This window comes from Thermostichus sp. MS-CIW-25 (genome assembly GCF_054060015.1).
Window position 1 is genome coordinate 58,775 of the sequence record NZ_JBSSCS010000008.1, and the last position, 17,140, is coordinate 75,914.

The 17,140-nt window shown below is 59.1% G+C and carries 17 protein-coding genes and 1 riboswitch; of the genes, 6 read left to right on the plus strand and 11 right to left on the minus strand.

Annotated features, from left to right (window positions below; all coding sequences use genetic code 11):
• Positions 1-29: 29 nt before the first annotated feature.
• Positions 30-165: riboswitch (cobalamin riboswitch) on the minus strand.
• Between the two features lie 127 nt (positions 166-292).
• The 4 genes from ACVWZ1_RS04915 to trpC all read right to left on the minus strand — a co-directional run bounded on the left by ACVWZ1_RS04915 (position 293) and on the right by trpC (position 4,205).
• The gene (locus ACVWZ1_RS04915; protein WP_457502702.1) at positions 293-2,608 is read right to left on the minus strand and encodes a heavy metal translocating P-type ATPase; all 2,316 of its coding nucleotides are present in this window, start codon (positions 2,606-2,608) and stop codon (positions 293-295) included.
• 112 nt (positions 2,609-2,720) lie between these two features.
• Positions 2,721-2,915: a heavy-metal-associated domain-containing protein gene (locus ACVWZ1_RS04920; protein WP_414357588.1), complete on the minus strand. Its 195-nt coding sequence runs from the start codon at positions 2,913-2,915 to the stop codon at positions 2,721-2,723.
• A gap of 64 nt (positions 2,916-2,979) precedes the next feature.
• Positions 2,980-3,219 carry a DUF5340 domain-containing protein gene (locus ACVWZ1_RS04925; protein ID WP_414412982.1) on the minus strand — a complete coding sequence of 80 codons (240 nt, stop codon included), beginning with the start codon at positions 3,217-3,219 and terminating at the stop codon, positions 2,980-2,982.
• A 65-nt stretch (positions 3,220-3,284) separates the two neighbouring features.
• Positions 3,285-4,205 (minus strand): indole-3-glycerol phosphate synthase TrpC, encoded by a 921-nt coding sequence (gene trpC, locus ACVWZ1_RS04930; RefSeq protein WP_457502704.1) that lies wholly within the window; start codon positions 4,203-4,205, stop codon positions 3,285-3,287.
• A 283-nt stretch (positions 4,206-4,488) separates the two neighbouring features.
• On the opposite strand from trpC, the gene hmpF reads away from it, so the two are divergent.
• The 4 genes from hmpF (at position 4,489) to fabD (ending at position 9,558) form a co-directional block, all read left to right on the plus strand.
• On the plus strand, positions 4,489-6,222 hold the full coding sequence (gene hmpF, locus ACVWZ1_RS04935; protein WP_414357591.1) for a pilus motility taxis protein HmpF: 1,734 nt from the start codon (positions 4,489-4,491) through the stop codon (positions 6,220-6,222).
• Between the two features lie 339 nt (positions 6,223-6,561).
• On the plus strand, positions 6,562-7,680 hold the full coding sequence (gene plsX / locus ACVWZ1_RS04940) for a phosphate acyltransferase PlsX (RefSeq protein WP_457465535.1): 1,119 nt from the start codon (positions 6,562-6,564) through the stop codon (positions 7,678-7,680).
• A gap of 5 nt (positions 7,681-7,685) precedes the next feature.
• A complete protein-coding gene (locus ACVWZ1_RS04945) occupies positions 7,686-8,687 on the plus strand; it encodes a beta-ketoacyl-ACP synthase III (protein ID WP_457502706.1) in 1,002 nt (333 codons plus the stop codon).
• A 4-nt stretch (positions 8,688-8,691) separates the two neighbouring features.
• Positions 8,692-9,558 carry an ACP S-malonyltransferase gene (fabD, locus tag ACVWZ1_RS04950; protein WP_414422165.1) on the plus strand — a complete coding sequence of 289 codons (867 nt, stop codon included), beginning with the start codon at positions 8,692-8,694 and terminating at the stop codon, positions 9,556-9,558.
• 21 nt (positions 9,559-9,579) lie between these two features.
• Here fabD and nagZ read toward each other — a convergent pair whose 3' ends face one another.
• Positions 9,580-11,082 (minus strand): beta-N-acetylhexosaminidase, encoded by a 1,503-nt coding sequence (nagZ, locus tag ACVWZ1_RS04955; protein WP_457502709.1) that lies wholly within the window; start codon positions 11,080-11,082, stop codon positions 9,580-9,582.
• A 584-nt stretch (positions 11,083-11,666) separates the two neighbouring features.
• Between nagZ and ACVWZ1_RS04960 the strand changes: the two genes are divergently transcribed.
• Positions 11,667-12,536: a hypothetical protein gene (locus tag ACVWZ1_RS04960; protein ID WP_457465529.1), complete on the plus strand. Its 870-nt coding sequence runs from the start codon at positions 11,667-11,669 to the stop codon at positions 12,534-12,536.
• A 35-nt stretch (positions 12,537-12,571) separates the two neighbouring features.
• Here ACVWZ1_RS04960 and ACVWZ1_RS04965 read toward each other — a convergent pair whose 3' ends face one another.
• The 6 genes from ACVWZ1_RS04965 to ACVWZ1_RS04990 form a co-directional block, all read right to left on the minus strand.
• The gene (locus ACVWZ1_RS04965) at positions 12,572-13,756 is read right to left on the minus strand and encodes a class I SAM-dependent methyltransferase (RefSeq protein ID WP_457465528.1); all 1,185 of its coding nucleotides are present in this window, start codon (positions 13,754-13,756) and stop codon (positions 12,572-12,574) included.
• Positions 13,757-13,832: 76 nt separating this feature from the next.
• A complete protein-coding gene (locus ACVWZ1_RS04970) occupies positions 13,833-14,006 on the minus strand; it encodes a hypothetical protein (RefSeq protein ID WP_011433903.1) in 174 nt (57 codons plus the stop codon).
• Positions 14,007-14,053: 47 nt separating this feature from the next.
• Positions 14,054-14,605 carry an NAD(P)H-quinone oxidoreductase subunit J gene (locus ACVWZ1_RS04975; RefSeq protein ID WP_414358109.1) on the minus strand — a complete coding sequence of 184 codons (552 nt, stop codon included), beginning with the start codon at positions 14,603-14,605 and terminating at the stop codon, positions 14,054-14,056.
• 1 nt (position 14,606) lies between these two features.
• On the minus strand, positions 14,607-15,341 hold the full coding sequence (locus ACVWZ1_RS04980) for an NADH dehydrogenase subunit K (RefSeq protein WP_457465577.1): 735 nt from the start codon (positions 15,339-15,341) through the stop codon (positions 14,607-14,609).
• The gene (gene ndhC / locus ACVWZ1_RS04985) at positions 15,338-15,700 is read right to left on the minus strand and encodes a photosynthetic/respiratory NAD(P)H-quinone oxidoreductase subunit C (RefSeq protein ID WP_414424565.1); all 363 of its coding nucleotides are present in this window, start codon (positions 15,698-15,700) and stop codon (positions 15,338-15,340) included. The genes ACVWZ1_RS04980 and ndhC overlap by 4 nt, the downstream gene beginning before the upstream one ends.
• Before the next feature lie 100 nt (positions 15,701-15,800).
• The gene (locus ACVWZ1_RS04990; protein WP_011433899.1) at positions 15,801-16,049 is read right to left on the minus strand and encodes a hypothetical protein; all 249 of its coding nucleotides are present in this window, start codon (positions 16,047-16,049) and stop codon (positions 15,801-15,803) included.
• Positions 16,050-16,453: 404 nt separating this feature from the next.
• Between ACVWZ1_RS04990 and ACVWZ1_RS04995 the strand changes: the two genes are divergently transcribed.
• A complete protein-coding gene (locus ACVWZ1_RS04995) occupies positions 16,454-17,113 on the plus strand; it encodes an XRE family transcriptional regulator (protein WP_457465525.1) in 660 nt (219 codons plus the stop codon).
• Positions 17,114-17,140 lie beyond the last annotated feature (27 nt).

Sequence of the window (17,140 nt, forward strand, 5' to 3'; positions counted from 1 at the left end):
AAAAACTCCGTTCCTTGTGAATCGCAAGGGGTACAGGACAACGGCAGGTGGGTGTTCTGGCTGAGGGAGGGATCCCATCACAGTTGCGTCACAGTGGCGGACTTGCACCGCGCTTTCCCCAGTCTGCCTGAGCTTTTTAGGTTAGCTTGCCTCTTGCCATTCACCAAGCTCCCGGGGGGGATGTTCTTGTCTGCCAGAAGATAGCCCTGAGGCATGAGCGGTACGGCAGACTCATGCTCAAAGGGCAGCAAAACTGTTGCCGCGCTAATCCCCCTTGCCCCTGGGAGAGGGCCTAACGCCGGCCCGCTGGTCTGGGGGGCTGAAAGTGTCGCAGGCGCAGGGCATTGGCGACCACCGAAACGGAACTCAGGGCCATGGCTGCCCCCGCCAGCATGGGGTTGAGCAACCAGCCTGTAAAGGGATAGAGCGCCCCAGCGGCAATCGGGATCCCGAGCGTATTGTAGATAAAGGCGAAGAAGAGGTTCTGGCGGATGTTGTTGAGGGTGGCCCGGCTGAGTTGAATGGCTGTGGCGACTCCCCGCAGATCCCCCGACATGAGGGTAATATCGCTGGCGGCCATCGCCACATCCGTACCTGTACCAATGGCGATCCCCACATCGGCTTCTGCCAGAGCCGGAGCATCGTTAATGCCATCTCCCACCATCGCCACCCGGTGTCGAGGTTGTCTGAAGCTGCGAATGTAAGCGGCCTTCTGATCCGGACGGACTTGGGCAATTACCCGCTGAATGCCTGCTTGCCGAGCAACCGCTTGGGCCGTGGTGGGGTTATCCCCGGTTAGCAGGATCACCTCTAGGCCCATCTGTTGCAGGTGTTGCACTGCCTCAGGAGAGGTGGGTTTGAGCGGATCGGCAATGGCCAACAGCCCCACCAGGCTCTGGGATTGGGCTACGCCGATCACCGTTTTGCCCTGGCTTTCCCAATTCTGAACCCGCTCTGACCAAGAGGGATCCCAGGGGATCCCCATCTCCTGTAGCCAGCTCAGCCGACCGATGCGGATCCACTGGTCTTCCACCCAGGCTTCTGCCCCACTGCCTACCCTTGCCTGAAAATGCTGGGCAGGAGGGATGGCAATTTTTTCCGCTTCGGCTTTCTGCACCACCGCCTGGGCCAAAGGGTGTTCCGAGTGCCGCTCTACTGCCGCTGCCAGGCGCAACACCGTCAGGGGAGAGGAGCCATTAGCCCAAATATCGGTGACGGTAGGGCGACCTTCGGTCAGGGTGCCGGTTTTGTCCAAGACCACCGTGCGCAAGTGGTGGGCCAATTCCAGGCTGTCGGCACTTTTCACCAGGATCCCCAATTCCGCCCCTCGTCCCGTGGCCACCAGGATCGAGGTGGGGGTTGCCAACCCCAGCGCACAAGGGCAGGCGATGATCAGCACCCCAATCGTGTTCACCAAGGCCAGCGTCAGGTTGTCCGCCAACACCCACCAGAGCACGAAAGTTAGAACTGCCACCCCGATCACTGCCGGCACAAACCAGGAGGTGACCCGATCCGCCACCTGTTGAATTGGGGCTTTGGATCCCTGAGCTTCCTGCACCAGGCGCACGATCTGGGCCAGAACCGTGTCTTTGCCCACCCGCCGCGCTTCCATCACAAAGCTGCCCGTCCGATTCAGCGTTGCCCCAATCACCTCATCCCCCGCCGATTTGACAACAGGCAGGCTCTCGCCGGTCACCATGGACTCGTCGAGGGTGGAGGATCCCTCTAGAATGACCCCATCCACCGGCACCTTCTCTCCGGGGCGCACTCGGATCCGATCCCCCACCTGCACTTCCCGAATCGGAATATCCTGCTCCACCCCATGGCGGATTACCCTTGCCGTTTTCGGTTGCAGCCCGATCAGCTTGCGAATGGCTTCGGAGGTTTGCCCCTTAGCCCGTTGCTCCATCCACTTACCCACCAGGATCAAGGTGGTGACCACCGCCGACACTTCGTAATACACATCGGGATGCAGTCCCTGCCGATGGAAAGAGTCGGGGAAAACCGTTGGGAAAATGGAATAGAAGAAAGCCGCGCTCGTCCCCAAGGCCACCAGCGTGTTCATATCCGCTGAACGCCGTTGCCAAGCAGCCCAGGCTCCCCGGTAAAAATGCCTGCCCACCCAAAACTGCACCGGAGCCGTCAGCAGCAACTGCAACCCAGGATTGTGCAGCCACATGGGAAAGCCCGGGATTTCCATTCCCAGCATCATCGGCAGGGATCCGATCACCAGCACCGTGCTGATGCCCACCCCCATCGCCACCTTCAGCTTCAATTCCCGTTCTGCGGCCCGTTGGGCGATCCGCTCTGGGTCTGTCGGATCGTCCAGTTGCCAATCCTCTTGGATGAGGCGCGCCCGATACCCCACCCGCTCCACCGCCCGAATCAACGCCTGCGGATCCACCAGCCGGGGATCCCCTTTGACGGTGGCCTGCTCACTGGCAAAATTCACGGATCCGGAGGATACTCCCTGCACCTGAGTGAGGGCCTGTTCGATGCTGCGGGCGCAGGAGGCACAGCTCATCCCTTGCAGGGCCAACTGCCAAGTGCCCTCAGGAGAAGGCGCAGAGGCCGATAGTGCACCCGATGACCCTTTATGGGCAGACATGGCAACACCTTGTTGATGAAACGACAGCTACTCTCCACCCTGGGCAGGGCGAAGGCAGCCATCTGTACAGAAATTCAAAACAGACGCCCGACCGTTCCCGGCCCAAAATTGACTAGGCCGGGGGATATCCCACCTGGGTGAGGGCCTGCCGCAAATCGCTCACAGACCGCCCAGAAGTAATCCGCACCTGTTTGGTTTTGGGATCCCCTTCCACCTGGGCCTGGGGATCCAGTTGCCGCACCGCTTGCGCAATGGTGTCCACGCAAGCCGCACAGGCCAGCTTGGGCACTGTCAAAACAACCTGCATCTTGGGAAACCTCCCCAACCCAATGCCACTGAAAGGATGCTAAACCTTACAGTGGACTGGAAGGTCAAGGGGGAGTCTGAGGCTCGTCCATATTCCAGCGGTAGTCCACCTGATAGCCCCGCTGTCGCCAGTCTTCTTCCAGTTGCACCTGTTGGGTGAGGGCTTTGCGCAGGGAGTTGATCAGCTCTTGCGTGCGGCCTCGGTTGCCAAAATCCTGTTCTTCCACTGCCGGAAAGGTTTGCCGCTCCAACACCCGCAGCAGAAATTCGTAGTGGATGTGAGCCGGCACAGGAATACGTTTCATCGGTCTGAGCAATCCTTAGAGATCCATTGTTCTTAACAGAGATCCATATGATGGAGGGTTCTCATTCACTGAGATGACAACAGGTGGCGCACAGCTTGGCCGGGATCCGGCTGTCTCACCAGAGCTTCCCCCACGAGCACAGAGCGCACCCCCCAGGCCCGCAACTGCTGCAAATCGGCAGGGGTATGGATGCCGGACTCGCTGACAATGGGCAGCTCGCCGAGGAGATCCGAGTGGGCGGCCAACAGGTCGCGCGTTGTGTTCAAGTCCACCGTAAAGGTTCTCAGATCGCGATTGTTGATGCCAATGAGCACCTGCCCTCTGGACTCTTGCAGTTGGGGCAAACGCAGCACCCGCTGCAACTCTTGGGAAGTGTGCACCTCCAGCAGAGCTGCCATGCCCAATTGCCGAACCAGCTTGAGAAAATAGCCCAAGTCCGCATCCGAGAGAATGGCGGCAATCAGCAGCACCGCATCCGCCCCCAAGGCGCGGGCCCAGAGGATTTGGTAGGGGTAGAGAATGAACTCCTTGCACAGGATGGGGATCCCTGCCGCTTGACGGATCTGCCGCAGATACTCGCCACTGCCCTGAAAGAACCGCTCATCCGTCAGCACCGAGAGACAACTGGCCCCACCGGCCTCATAGCTCTGGGCAATGGCCACCGGGTCAAAGGGATCCCGGAGAACGCCGCGGCTGGGGGAGGCTTTTTTGACCTCGGCAATCACAGAGATAGGGTGAGGCGACTGGGTGAGGGCCGCCACAAAATCCCGCACCGGCGGAGCCTGATCCAGTTGCCGTTGCAATTGCTTCAGGGGAAGCTGCTCCCGTTGCCGCTCCACCTCCTGTTCTTTGTGCCAGACGATCTCTTCCAAAATGTGGCGCGGTTTGGCTTCCGGCGCTGTTGTCTGGTACACCTGAGAGGCTACGACCACCGGCGGGGCAGGAGAACGCCGACGAACAGAAAGCGGCTCACCTTGCAGCTCCATACAAACCCTGAGCAGAACCCTACACCACACCCTAGACTACCTTAGTGCTCCGCCACCGGTTTGAATAGCTACCCCGGACATCCCCAAAACTCATCTGGCGAAGGTGCTTTTTTTAGCCTATGGTTGAGTCTAGAGCGGTAAGGTATAGAGTCTGATGCCATCTTTTGCGCCTTGGGGAGCCCTACTCCGGCAGCCGTTCATTGTTCCCCAGCCAGGGGCGAGGGCTCGGTGGGGTTAGGGTTTGGGATTGGCGTTGTCCATGCTGTTTTGAAGGAGTTCAGGCGTGCTGTACCTAGCAGAGCTATCCAAGCCGATTGGATTTGCCAAGTCGTCTCTGCAATTGCTGGCCAAGCAGCAGCAGGACAATACCTGGGTGGCCGTGAACGAAGAATCCATTACTTTGGAAGGCCGCATCGCCCAGGAGGCTGGGCGCTTCAAGGATGGGTCATTGGTGCTGGCGGAAATCTCCGGCAGCCGTCAGGTCGCCCGCATCAGCGAAGCTGCTCGCCAACTGGTGACTTACCTGCAAAACTTCAGCCAACTTCAGCTCAAAGCCCGCAGCCAGGAAGAGGAGATCGAGGTTTGGAAACAGTCCCTCACCTTTCAGGCCCATGAGCTTAAACGCCGCGAGATGGATCTGGCAGCCCAAGAAGAAGAGGTGCAGCGGCTGTACGAGCAATACAAAGCCGTAGAGGAAGATCGCAAACTCCTGGACAGCCTCAAAGAGGAGCTGGCAGCCCAGCAAGCTTACTTGGCCGAACAACAGCGGCTGATCGGAGAACAGCGGGAAGCTCTGAATCGACAGCGGCAAGAGTTGGAAGCTCAATTGCAAGAAGCTCGCTCCAGCCGATTGGGGGAAGCAGAAGCAGCGCAGCTACAGGCTTTGGTGCAGCAGCTCCAGGAGACTCTACATCCGGCTGGGGATCCCTTGGCGCTTCTGCAGAGCTTGAAAAGCCACATTCAGCAGCAGCAGGAGCACTTGAATCAACAGATTGCCCAACTGGAAGCAGAACGTCAGCAGGCCCAGATCCGGCAAGACGAGCTGGATCGGGACTACCGCGCTTGGCAAGAACGCCGCGCCGCTTGGTGGGGATCCCGACAATCCCTGGAGCACAGCCAAGCAGAATGGCAAACTCGGCAGGGATCCCTGCGAGCCTATCAAGAACAACTGCAACAGATCACCCGCCACCTGCATTTGCAGGAAACTCTCCAGCAACAGACGTATCGCCTGGTTCAAGAGTACGACTTCATCATCGCCCATCACGACGGCAGGGCAGGATCCGCGGATCCTCCCATCTCGGTCGAGGAGCTGGCGGCTTTGGTCAGCCAACTGCGCCGGGATTACGAGCAGCGGGCGGCCCAAGTTAGCCAGCAGCGGGCCGAGCTGGAGCAAAATCGCCAAGCCCTACGGGAGCTGCAAGAGCGTTTGGCCACTGCCTCTCCCGAAGAGCGGTTCGATATCGAAATGGATATTGACTACGCTCAGTCTGCTTGCAGCGCCCTCGAAGAAGCTCTGCTGCCTCAGGAGAAAAACCTACAGCGGGAATACGAAGAGTTGACCCGCCAAGAGGCCCGCCTCAGCCAGCTTCAAGGGCAGGCCGCTGCCGCCCCTACCTTGGTCGATATTGGCCCGATTCTGGATCAGATCGGCAGCCAAAAACAGGATCTCCTTCAAGAAAAAGGTCGCTTGCAGAGCCTCATCCAACAATTGGATTCTTCTTTACCTTCTCAACAAGAGCAGCTTGCCCGCCAACGGCAAGAGTTGGAGCAGCAGTGGCAACACCTGGAGCAAGAGGAGGGATCCCTGCGGGCGCGCGCCCAGGCCATGGCAGAAACCTGGGGTCGCCTGAATCACCTGCAGGCCACCCTCTACCCAGAGCGGGATCGGTGGGCAGCGTTGGCAGGAGAATTGGCGCAGTTGGAGACGGAGCTGGGCCAACACCAGGCCAGAAACTCCACTGCACACGCCCACGTCCAACAGGTACGCTCTCTCTTGGCTGCCCTCACGCAGGCGTGAGGAAGTCCACGTTTCCTATGCAGGGTGGGGAAGAAGCAGCGCAAACGGATCCCTTCGGGCTCGGTGCGGAACCTACGGCCTTGATTGAGGAAAACAAATCTGTTGACATACCCCCCGCTCTAGAGGGCAAGGATTCTGGTTTCTGGTTCTACGACAGCACTTACGAGGAACTGCGTAGCGGTAGGGCGGGGCTTTAGATCCAGTTTTTTGGTACAATTCGGTAGCATCCTGCAGCCATTAAGGCTCCCAATTTTCCGGCAGGGGGACTGCAGAGGTCGCTGCACTTTCCCTGACGCTTGACTTGCAGTTGCCGAGGATATTCCAGTGTGAGGTCAGCTTGTGCGAATTGCGGTTGATGCGATGGGGGGCGACTACGCTCCCGAAGAGATCATCAAGGGCGCCTTGCTGGCCCATCGGCATCTGCGGGTCGGGATTGCGCTGGTCGGTCGTCCAGAGTCCCTCAAGCCCTTTTTGCCTCAGCCCTTGCCTGCTGGGATCACCATCGTGCCTGCCGAGGACGATGTGGGCATGGCGGAAGAGCCGTTGATGGTACGCAAAAAGCCCAAAGCCTCCATCAACGTCTCAATGCAACAGGTGCGCTCCAACCAAGCCGATGCTGTGGTGGCCGCCGGGAATACCGGAGCAGCGATGGCTGCGGCCTACCTTCATTTGGGCCGGCTGGCAGGGATCGATCGCCCGGCCATTGGTGCTCTTCTGCCCACTTTAAGAGGCAAGCCGGTGTTGCTTTTGGATGTGGGAGCCAATGTAGATTGCCGGCCTCGCTTTTTGGAGCAGTTTGCCCGTATGGGATCCCTCTACTGCCAGTGTGTACTGGGGGTCGAGCGTCCGCGGGTGGGCCTGCTCAACATCGGCGAGGAGCCCAACAAGGGAAACGATTTGGCTCTGGCCACCCACCAGCGCCTGGCCCAATTGCCAGGGATCCATTTTGCCGGCAATGCCGAGGGGCGGGATGTGCTGACCGGGGAGTTTGATGTGGTGGTGTGCGACGGCTTTGTGGGCAATGCCCTCCTCAAGTTTGCCGAGAGCGTCGGACAGGTGATCACCCAGGTGCTGCGGGAGGAGCTGCCCCGCGGTTGGCGCGGCAAGTTGGGCTGCTGGCTGCTCCGACCCAACCTAAAACAGGTGAAGCGGCGGATGGACTACGTGGAGTATGGCGGCGCTTTGCTGCTCGGAGTCAACGGCATCTGCGTGATTACCCACGGCAGCTCCAAGGCGGCGATGGTTTACCATGCCATTCGTTTGGCCAAAGAAGCGGCGGAGCAAAAAATCCTGCAGCGACTGCAGGCGGAGATGGCCGATCCTCGCGAGTCTAATCCCAGCTCTGAACGGCCTTTAAGGACTCCGTCCCGCTGTCGCGAACAGTCCGCCTCTGACTCCGTCCCGCTGTCGCGATCAGAGGTGCTGCCTCTGCGGCCCTTGGATTGCGTGGAAGGGTAGTGTCCATGCCCAGCAATGGCCTCCCGACCGTGCGGCTGGTGGGGGTGGGGGCTGCCCTGCCGGATCCCTGCTTGAGCAACGACGACCTCAGCCAGATCGTTGCAACTTCTGACGAATGGATTTGGCCCCGCACCGGTATCCGCCAACGACGCATTCTCCCCCCCCATCTGAGTTTGGTGGACTTGGCGGCTCAAGCGGCGAAGGCTGCTCTGGATCGGGCTGGGATCCCGCCACAAGATCTGGATTTGATCCTGCTGGCCACTTCCACCGGCGTCGATCGGTTTGGCTCGGCCCCTCAAGTGCAGGCAGCTCTGGGAGCAACGCGGGCGGTGGCTTTTGATCTGACGGCAGCCTGCACGGGCTTTGTCTTTGCAGTGGCCACGGCAGCGCAGTTTTTGCAAACCGGGCTGTACCGGCGGGCCTTGGTGGTGGCGGCGGATGTGCTCTCCCGTACGGTGGACTGGGCAGATCGCACCACCTGTGTCTTGTTTGGAGATGGGGCCGGGGCGGTGGTTCTGGAGGCGGGGGAAACCGGCGGGATCCTCAGCATTGAGCTGCGCAGCGATGGCAGTGGCAGCCAGCTACTCAGCTTGTCCATGGCTACAGAGGCCAAGCCCCTGGTGGGATCCCTGCAGGTGGGGCAGTATCGCTGCTGTCCCATCACCATGAATGGCCGCGAGGTGTACAAGTTTGCCGTCCAGGCGGTGCCGGAGGTTATCGAGAAGGCTCTCTTCCGGGCTGGGATCCCGGCGGAAGCAGTACAGGGATATTTTATTCATCAGGCCAACCAGCGCATTCTCGATGCGGTAGCCAAGCGCCTGCAGCTGGATCCGCAGCGGGTGGCCAGCGTATTAGAGCATTACGGCAACACCTCGGGCGCTTCGGTGCCAATTGCCTTGGCCACTTGGATCGAGCAAGGACGCTTTGGCGCCGGCGATCTGGGGGTGATGGCGGGCTTTGGTGCCGGCCTCACCTGGGGGGCGATTGTGTTTCGTTGGGGGAAGTGAATTGATGACCGTTGCCTGGATCTATCCCGGCCAGGGATCCCAAGCGGTGGGCATGGGAAGGGACTTGCGGAACTGGCAGGGAGCAGCCCAGAAGTTGGCTTTGGCCCGCCAGATGCTGGGATGGGATCCCTTAGCTCTGTCGGAAGACCAGATCCACCAGACCGGCTACACACAACCGGCTTTGTTCACCGTATCGGCCCTGTTGACGGACTATCTCTACGCCCAGGGACAGGCTCCTGCCTGCACTGCTGGCCACAGTCTGGGCGAATACAGCGCCCTCTACGCTGCCGGCGTGTTTGATTTCGAAACCGGCCTACGGCTGGTGGCGCTGCGGGGCCAACTGATGGAAGCCGCAGGGGATCCCCCGGGCAGCATGGCGGCAGTGATGGGGTTTGACCGCGACAAGCTGGAGCACCTGTGCCAGATGATCCCCGACGTCACTCTTGCCAACGACAACAGCCCGGATCAGGTGGTGATCAGCGGCTCAGTGGAGGGGGTGCAAGCCGTCTGTGAGCAGTTGCAGGCCAAGCGCACCGTTCCCCTCAAGGTGAGCGGCGCCTTTCACTCGCCCTTTATGCAGGCTGCTGCCGAGGAGTTTGCCCACACCTTGCGCGCTGTTGACTTTCAGCCGCCGCGAGTGCCCGTCTACAGCAACTGCACTGCCACCGCCAGCCGGGATCCGCAAGCCCTTAAGCAGGCGCTGCTGGCCCAGATGACTGCCCCTGTCCGCTGGCGAGAAACCGTGTTGCAGATGGCCGCCGACGGCATCCAAGAGGTGTGGGAAATCGGCCCCGGCAACGTGCTGACGGGCTTGGTGAGGCGAACGGTGCCGACCCTGACGCGGTGCAATTTCAGCAACCTCAGCAGCTAGGGGATTTGCTATGGAGCTCCGCTAACGCGACCAGGATCCCTCCAAGTGGGATCCAACCGGCAAGCGACCCTGGGCCGGGATCTGTCCCAACAACACCTGCAGCAACGCCTGTAGAGAGACGGGGGTAGTGCCGTAGCAGGCCAAATAGACCGGGATCTGGGGCAGGGCAAAGGCGTCGTAGGGGGATCCCAAGGCCAACCCAATCACCTTTTCCGGCGGAAGGGATCCCAGCAGCAACCTCTGCGCCGGATGCCGCCACGTCTCCAGGGATCCCACCAGCACCTGCGCAGCCCTTTGAGCCCCTTCTTGGGCAATCCGCTGCTGTTCGGGGGTGGGATCCAGAGGGATGGAGAACACTTGGGCAGCGGGACAGGCTTTTTGCAGCAGCTCCCCCAACAAAGGTACAGGGGTGATAAGCAGCGGGTCAGGGGCCAAGGGAGGTAGGGATCCCCGTACTAGGGTGATGCTGTCTTGGGCGATTTGGCGGGCCAGTGCCCGGTGGTTTTCCAAGCCGGCAGGGGGGAAAGGGGGGCAGGGGGATCCCAATCCGTAGCGCCGCTTCAAGGTCAAAATTCGCTCCACTGACCGATCCAACTGCTCAACCGACAAACGACCGGCACGGAACTCCCGCAGCAGATGGGCATAGGCTTCTTTTTGGATGGCCGGGCTAAAGCCGGGATCTGCCCCAAACAGCAGCACATCGGCCCCTGCCCTAAAGGCCAGTTCTGCCGCTTCGGGAATGCCGTAGGTGCGGGCAATGGCCCCCATGGTCAGGGAATCCGTCAGGACGAGACCCTGGAAACCCAGCCTCTGCCGCAGCCAGCCCGACACCACCTCAGGGGCCAGCGTTGCCGGTCGCACGGATCCCAGAGCCGGCATCACCACATGCGCCGTCATCACCGCCTCTGCCCCTGCCCGGATCAAAGCCTGAAACGGGCGCAATTCCGTGGTCTGTAGCGCCTCCAGAGAGCGATCCACCCGCGGCAACCCCAGGTGGGAATCCATATCGGTGTCCCCATGGCCGGGAAAATGTTTGGGCGTACAGAGGATCCCGGCTTGCCGATAGCCGCGCCACAGGGCCAGGCCATAGTCCGCTACCTGTTTCGGGTCTGACCCAAAGGCTCGGATGCCGATGATGGGGCTGTGGGGGTTGCTGTTCACGTCCACAACAGGGGCGAAGTTGAGGTTAAACCCCAAACTTTTCAGCTCCGTTCCCACCGCACGGGCCATAGCTTCCGCCTTTGCCAGGGATCCCGCTGCTGCCACTGCCATGGCGCTGGGGAACACCGTCACCCCCTCGGTAAGGCGCACCACCGGCCCCCCCTCTTGATCAATGGCTATCCACAGGGGGACAAGGGCTTGTGCCTGAGCCGCGGCAATAAGCTGGGCCACCTGAGGCAACGTTTGAATGTTGCCGGCAATCGAATAGAAGATCAGCCCGCCCACGTGGTAGTCCCGGATCATCTCCTCGAGAGCGGAGGAAAACTCAGCTCCCTCAAAATAAACCAGAAACAGTTGCCCCACTTTCTCCTCAAGGCTCCAAGCCCTGGGATCCACTGCGGCAGCGGGACGGGGTCCTATCGAGCATGTCAAAGCAGATGTCCTTGGGCGTCGCTGCCAAGAAAGCCGGTCAGGATGAGCGTAAACTACCCGACATCAACCGCTAGGCGGTACGGAGCGGGCTTTTAGTAGCCCTGCAGTTAGCAAGCCAACCACGAGCCTCTGGGGTGGTTTACAGCACCCCCAATCGACCGTTACCAGTGCCTTAAACAACCGTTTCTGGTGTCCGCAGTATTATTGTAGCATTCCTCCCGACACCGACCCTACGGGTACAGTGCGGGGCTCCTGCAATTTCTAGCTGAAGTGGCTCTTGCAGGTTTAGAGTGGCGATTGACTTGTAGTTGTGGCCATACTGGAGGGATGGCGTAAAGAACTGTAACCTCAGCAGTACACCAGAGTCATCTTGAAGTGCAGTGATGAAGTGCAGTGAAATAGTGCAGTAAAATTGTCTCTAAGGCGTTCTTTGTTCTTTGTGTTGGTTCTAGCTCCCCTTTCTCCTTAAAAAAAGAGGAGTTGTGAGTGAGAGAAAACCTACCCAAACATTACCTATGGTCAAAACAATCTTCAAGACAATCTCCTCTTCCACCCTGGGGTCGATGATGTTGCCTTTCTCCTGCCGCCAGCTTTGGATAACTGCCTTTCCCGCGTTGGCCGGAGTTACGGTGGCTATTGGTGGCCTTGGGGCGGGAGGATCCCTGTGGCAGGCAGGAGCAGCAGGTTTGGCCACGGGGATGACGGGCTATGTGGCTTCTGCTCTATCTGGGAGCGAGGCCAAAGCCAAAATCCAGCTTCTGCAGCACCTCGAAAATCGACAGAAGCAAAACGAAATCACTCCTTCAGACCTACAGCAATTGCAAAACGAGTTGGCCAGTCTGCGTGCTGCCCTTGAAGATTGGGCAAAAGTCCAGCAGAATGGAAAAGCTGCTGCCAAAACTCATGAGAATGCTCATTCGCAAGCTCAAACTGCTCAGCTCCATTTTGAGGAGATAGAGACCCAGATCCAATCTCAAAAAGAACGGCTTTCTCAGTTACGCGCAGAAGAGCAAAGTCTGAAAGCCTCGATTGGAGATTTACAAGCCAAGAAACAGAAACTCATTCAGTCCCTTAAGGAGGGCATAGCCAAGGTAGAACAACTCCAATCAAAACAGAATCTCCTGAAGCAGGATATTGCCCGCTTAACCCAGGCTTGTCGGTCAACAGGCTCTAGTAACTCCATTAAACGGTCACCTATGCCCGCGAAAGGATCTTCAGACGTATCTCTTGGCTCGGCCCGCATGACCAAAACTGCCGCCGGCGTCGCATGGGCCGACAAATATGACGAAGTCTTTGCAACCCTCGAGGAGCGAATCGACAACCTGGAAGATAGCGCCAGAGCAATGGCAGAACTGGCATCGATGGAAGGCAACGGTAGCCGGTAGGGGCAGACATCCCATCCCAATAGCACCGAAACGGTTCACAGCTCTGGCTCGCCAAAGCCCCGCAGAGGGTGAGCGTGTTCTGAGGGGATCAAGCCCTTGGCCTGCACCAATACCCCAAAGCCCCCCAACCCCATGGGATCCAGCAGCGCGTGAAGAGCATGTCGCCGCCGCAAAACCTGGCCCACATCCACAGCTTCGCCATCAACCGGGTTCCCCATTTGGCTAAGGGCGGCCAGCCGCTCGGTCAATCCCAGGTTGACCAAAAAGCTGCTTTGCCGGGTGAACCCCAGACATTTTAGCCCCAGAGATTCTCCCACCTGCTCTAGGGTGGTAAAGTCCACATGAGCGGTGAGATCCTGGGATCCCACCCGAACATAGGGATCCGTGTAGCTGCCGTGCTGTCGGTAGGCCAAGAGCGTACCTTGGGCGCGGTGGGGGCTGTAGTAGCGCTGGGCGGTGTGGCCATAATCGATGGTGAGCACGTAGCCTCGCCGCAGCTTACGGGCCAGCAGCTGCAGCCACTCCAAGGCTTTTAGGTTCACCTCGGTTTGGTAACCGGACGGATAAGTTTCTACAGGGATCCCCAGACGGGCGAAGTACTCTCTTAGCTCAGGGGTGGACAGATCCCCCAGCACTTCCCGGAAGTTGGCTTCTGCAGCCTCGCCGCAATCGACATAGATTTCTCGCAAAGCCCCATCCTGTACCTGCACCCGATGCACCGGAAAAGCATCCACCAGCTCATTGGAGAAGAAACAGCCTGTGACCGACTCATCCGGGATCCCGTCCCAATCCAACCAGCGCACCTTCTCCCCAAAAGGAGCCAATCGCTCCTGTTGGAGCCGCCGCAGGTGGGCAGAACGCTCCAGGATCCCATATTCCAGTGCCTGCCAAAAAGGGGGGTTAGCGGAGCGCACGTAGGTCAGCCAATCCTGGGCCAGGCGACCGCTGCCCGCCCCCATCTCGATCACCTTGAAGTCAGGGGGGGATCCCAAAATGTGCCAGAACTGAAGGATCTGCTCTGCCAACAGTTGGGCAAAGTCCGCCGCCAGGTGGGGAGAGGTGAGGTAGTCGGGGCCAATCGGGGATCCCTGCTCGTAATAGCCCAACCCTGGCTCGTAGAGAGCCCACTCCATAAACTGGGCAAAGGTCACCGGCCCTTGAGCGCGAATGCGGCTGCCGATCAACTCCTGCAACTTCTGCGTGGCCTGGGGTGATGACAAAGGAAAGCTTGGGTTGCGCGGGTGTTGCTCAGGAGCGAGCACAGGCGAGGATTCCAGGGATCCAGACTCACTCAACTTACTTGTTCAGGGGACGACGCCAATTTTGGCGAAACTGACGGTTTGAGAGCAGCAGCACCGGCCAGAGGGCCGATACCAGCCACTTCCCAGATCCCGAATAGATGCGATCCGCCTTGCGGGCCGAGTACCAAACTCCTCCTGCGTAGATTGCCAAGAGCAAAAAAGGCCACATCTCAACCCATCCTATTCAACGCTGCTCACCGAGTCAGGGATCCCCAATCAGTAGGCATCCTGCAGCTCATAGAAGTCAGGCGTGATGTAGTCCTTGCGCAGGGGCCAACCTATCCAGTCTTCCGGCATTAAAATCCGCTTCAGGTTCGGGTGTCCCTCGAAAACAATGCCGTACATGTCGTAGGTTTCCCGTTCCTGCCAATCCGCCGACTTCCAAATCCAGTATACGGAAGGCAGCCGTGGATCGTGGCGAGGCAACTTTACCTGGAGCCGCACCTCCTGAGGGCGATCCGCCCCGTCTGACAGCTTGATCAGGTGGTAAAGGCTGACCAGTGGCTGCCCTGCCCCCAGGTCATACCCGCACTGGCACTCCAGGTAGTTAAAGCCGTAGGCATAGAGGGCGGTACACAGGGGCAGAAGAAAGTCCCGCTCCACCTCCAACAGCTCTACCCCCGCTGCGTCTCTCCCCAAATACTGGTGCTCGAAGCCGTTGTCGGCCAGAAACTGGGAAACCGGGCCCCGCTCCAACGTCACCAAGGGTTCCGACTGCTCGCCTACCGCTGGCGGCGCTTGCTTTTCTCGGGCATTTTCCTCTGCCATCTCACATCCCTCCTCGCAAGGCTTTGAGCTGCTGTTCCGCCTGCTTAAAGTCGGCAGTTTGCAAAGCCGGGGGCACCGGCAGGCCGATGGCAGCAGCCAGTTCCGGCGGAGGAGCTTGGCGGGTCTCGCTCTCCAGATACTTGCCGGTGATGATCTCCGGCACAGGCTTGAGGTTGTGCTTGACCGTGTAGTAGCGGTGGGTTTGTTGCAGACGGCCCCGCTCCCGCATGTCTTCTGCAGCGATCTTCTTGCGCAGCTTGACAATGGCATCCATGATCGCCTCTGGACGAGGGGGGCAGCCAGGAATGTACACATCCACCGGGATCAGCTTGTCCACCCCCCGCACTGCCGTGTAGGAATCGGAGCTGAACATGCCACCGCTGATGGTGCAGGCCCCCATGGCGATCACGTACTTCGGCTCAGCCATTTGCTGGTAAAGCTTGACCAACGCCGGCGCCATTTTCATGGTGACCGTACCTGCCGTGATGATCAAATCAGCCGTGCGCGGCGAAGAACGAGGCAGCAGGCCAAAGCGGTCGAAGTCGAAGCGGGATCCCAGCATGGCAGCAAACTCGATGAAGCAACAGGCAGTGCCGTAGAGCAGCGGCCAGAGGCTGGACATCTTGGCCCAGTTGTACAGGTCGTTCACCGTCGTCAGAACGACGTTGTTGGAGAGGTCGGTAGTCACCTGGGGGGCAGCCCCCGGAAACAAGACTTGCGATTTCTCAGACGTCATGACCATTCCAATGCTCCTTTTCTCCAGGCGTACACAAGACCCACCACAAGGATGGCGATGAAAATCAGGGCCTCCACAAAGGCCAACAGCCCCAAGCGGTGGAACGCCACTGCCCAGGGATAGAGGAACACCGTCTCTACATCGAAAATGACGAAGACCAGCGCGAACATGTAGTAGCGAATGTTGAACTGGATCCAGGCTTGCCCAAACGGCTCCATGCCCGACTCGTAAGTGCTGCGCCGCAGGGATCCCCGCCGCTTTGGCGCCAAGAGTGCGGAAGCCCCCAGAGCCAAAACCGGCAGCAGAGAGCAGACGATTAGAAAAACCAGCAAATACTCGTAGCCGGACAGAACAAACACGACGCCAGACTGCCTCAGGTGCTCAACATTTAGATACGTTTCCAGTATAGAGCCAGTCTGGGGCTCCCCTGCGCCACGGGATCTTCAGTTCTATTGATGATCATGATTGTTGGGAGCGGCGTTTTTCCAGCCAGCCCCACACTCCGCTCACCACCGCCCCGGCCATCAGGATCCCCAAAGCCGGCTGAAACAAAGGCAGCCAGAGCCGCATCCAAAGTTTGTAGCCCAGTGGGATCCCAAGAAAAGCCCCGGTTACGGAAAAGACAAACCAGACAAACCCGGCGAACACCAGAAAGACAACGGCAATCAGGAAGTTATCCAGCCAGCGCTTGAGGTCAGAGGAAACCATAGGGATTGAGGCAGAACAGCTTGAAGTAGACCCAGAGGCAATCTGGGAACCGAACCTTTTGGGCCGCTAATGCCGATATCTCAGCATCTTTCACCCAGACAGACTGCCGGAATAAGTTCAACAGACAGGGTAGCTTACCCCAGCACTTGGTGAAGATCCCACGTGCACCTTTTTGGGTAGAGTAAGCTGTGCCGGCCCGCTGCTGACCCGCTGTGAACACAACCCAAAACCACGGTAGCGCCAGTAGGATTCCCCAGCCAGCCTGCTAACAATAAGTGAGATTTCCCTTCTGCCGCTTGGTCAGCTCAGGTTGAAGATTCTCCCCAAATGGCTGCACCGGTTGTTGACTTGTCAAGATATAGTGGTGAAAAATCTGCCTATACACAACCTGTAGCGTTAAGCCGATGTCCATCTCCTCTGGTTCTTCTTTTGCAGACCGCTTACGACAGGTGATCGGCGATGAAGCCGTTTATGCGTTTGGGCGACGGGCCGGAATTAGCGATACGGCCTTGCGCAGCTACCTGAAGGGATCCGTGCCCAGCATTGACAAGGCCGTGAAAATTGCCCAAGTGGGCCAGGTCAACCTCAGTTGGCTGATCACAGGGGAGGGATCCCCGCAGTTGCATCCCGACGCGAAAGCAGAGTATGTGTATGTGCCTTTTGTCGATGTAGCCGCCTCTGCCGGAGCGGGGGTGTTGGTGCGCGAAGAATCGATCGAATCGGTGATTGCTTTTGAGCGAAACTGGCTGCGGACGCACTTGAAGGGAAACCCTGCCGATCTAAGTCTGATTCGGGTGCAGGGGGATAGCATGTCTCCCACGTTGGAGGATGGCGACTGGATCTTTGTGGAACGGCAAGAGGGCGGGGATCTAAGCTGTGAAGGCATTTACGTCTTTCAGATGGATGGGGATCTGTTGGTCAAACGACTGCAGCGCCTGCCCGGATCCCAGGTGAAGGTGATCAGCGACAACCCCCGCTTTCCCCCCTTTGTGGCGGATTTGGCGGATCCCGTCAACGGCTTAACCCTCATAGGACGTTATCGAGGTCGCATCAGTTTTGATTAGCCTCTGGCAGCAGATGGCGGAAAGTGG

Excerpts from the sequence above, each read along its gene's own strand:
- ACVWZ1_RS04945 (WP_457502706.1), top strand. The coding sequence starts at position 7,686 with ATGCCCAGCAATGGCCTCCCGACCGTGCGGCTGGTGGGGGTGGGGGCT.
- ACVWZ1_RS04980 (WP_457465577.1), bottom strand. The coding sequence starts at position 15,341 with ATGACGTCTGAGAAATCGCAAGTCTTGTTTCCGGGGGCTGCCCCCCAG.
- ACVWZ1_RS04995 (WP_457465525.1), top strand. The coding sequence starts at position 16,454 with ATGTCCATCTCCTCTGGTTCTTCTTTTGCAGACCGCTTACGACAGGTG.
- ACVWZ1_RS04925 (WP_414412982.1), bottom strand. The coding sequence starts at position 3,219 with ATGAAACGTATTCCTGTGCCGGCTCACATCCACTACGAATTTCTGCTG.
- ACVWZ1_RS04990 (WP_011433899.1), bottom strand. The coding sequence starts at position 16,049 with ATGGTTTCCTCTGACCTCAAGCGCTGGCTGGATAACTTCCTGATTGCC.
- trpC (WP_457502704.1), bottom strand. The coding sequence starts at position 4,205 with ATGGAGCTGCAAGGTGAGCCGCTTTCTGTTCGTCGGCGTTCTCCTGCC.
- ACVWZ1_RS04970 (WP_011433903.1), bottom strand. The coding sequence starts at position 14,006 with ATGTGGCCTTTTTTGCTCTTGGCAATCTACGCAGGAGGAGTTTGGTAC.
- ACVWZ1_RS04915 (WP_457502702.1), bottom strand. The coding sequence starts at position 2,608 with ATGTCTGCCCATAAAGGGTCATCGGGTGCACTATCGGCCTCTGCGCCT.
- ACVWZ1_RS04920 (WP_414357588.1), bottom strand. The coding sequence starts at position 2,915 with ATGCAGGTTGTTTTGACAGTGCCCAAGCTGGCCTGTGCGGCTTGCGTG.
- ACVWZ1_RS04960 (WP_457465529.1), top strand. The coding sequence starts at position 11,667 with ATGGTCAAAACAATCTTCAAGACAATCTCCTCTTCCACCCTGGGGTCG.
- ACVWZ1_RS04975 (WP_414358109.1), bottom strand. The coding sequence starts at position 14,605 with ATGGCAGAGGAAAATGCCCGAGAAAAGCAAGCGCCGCCAGCGGTAGGC.
- fabD (WP_414422165.1), top strand. The coding sequence starts at position 8,692 with ATGACCGTTGCCTGGATCTATCCCGGCCAGGGATCCCAAGCGGTGGGC.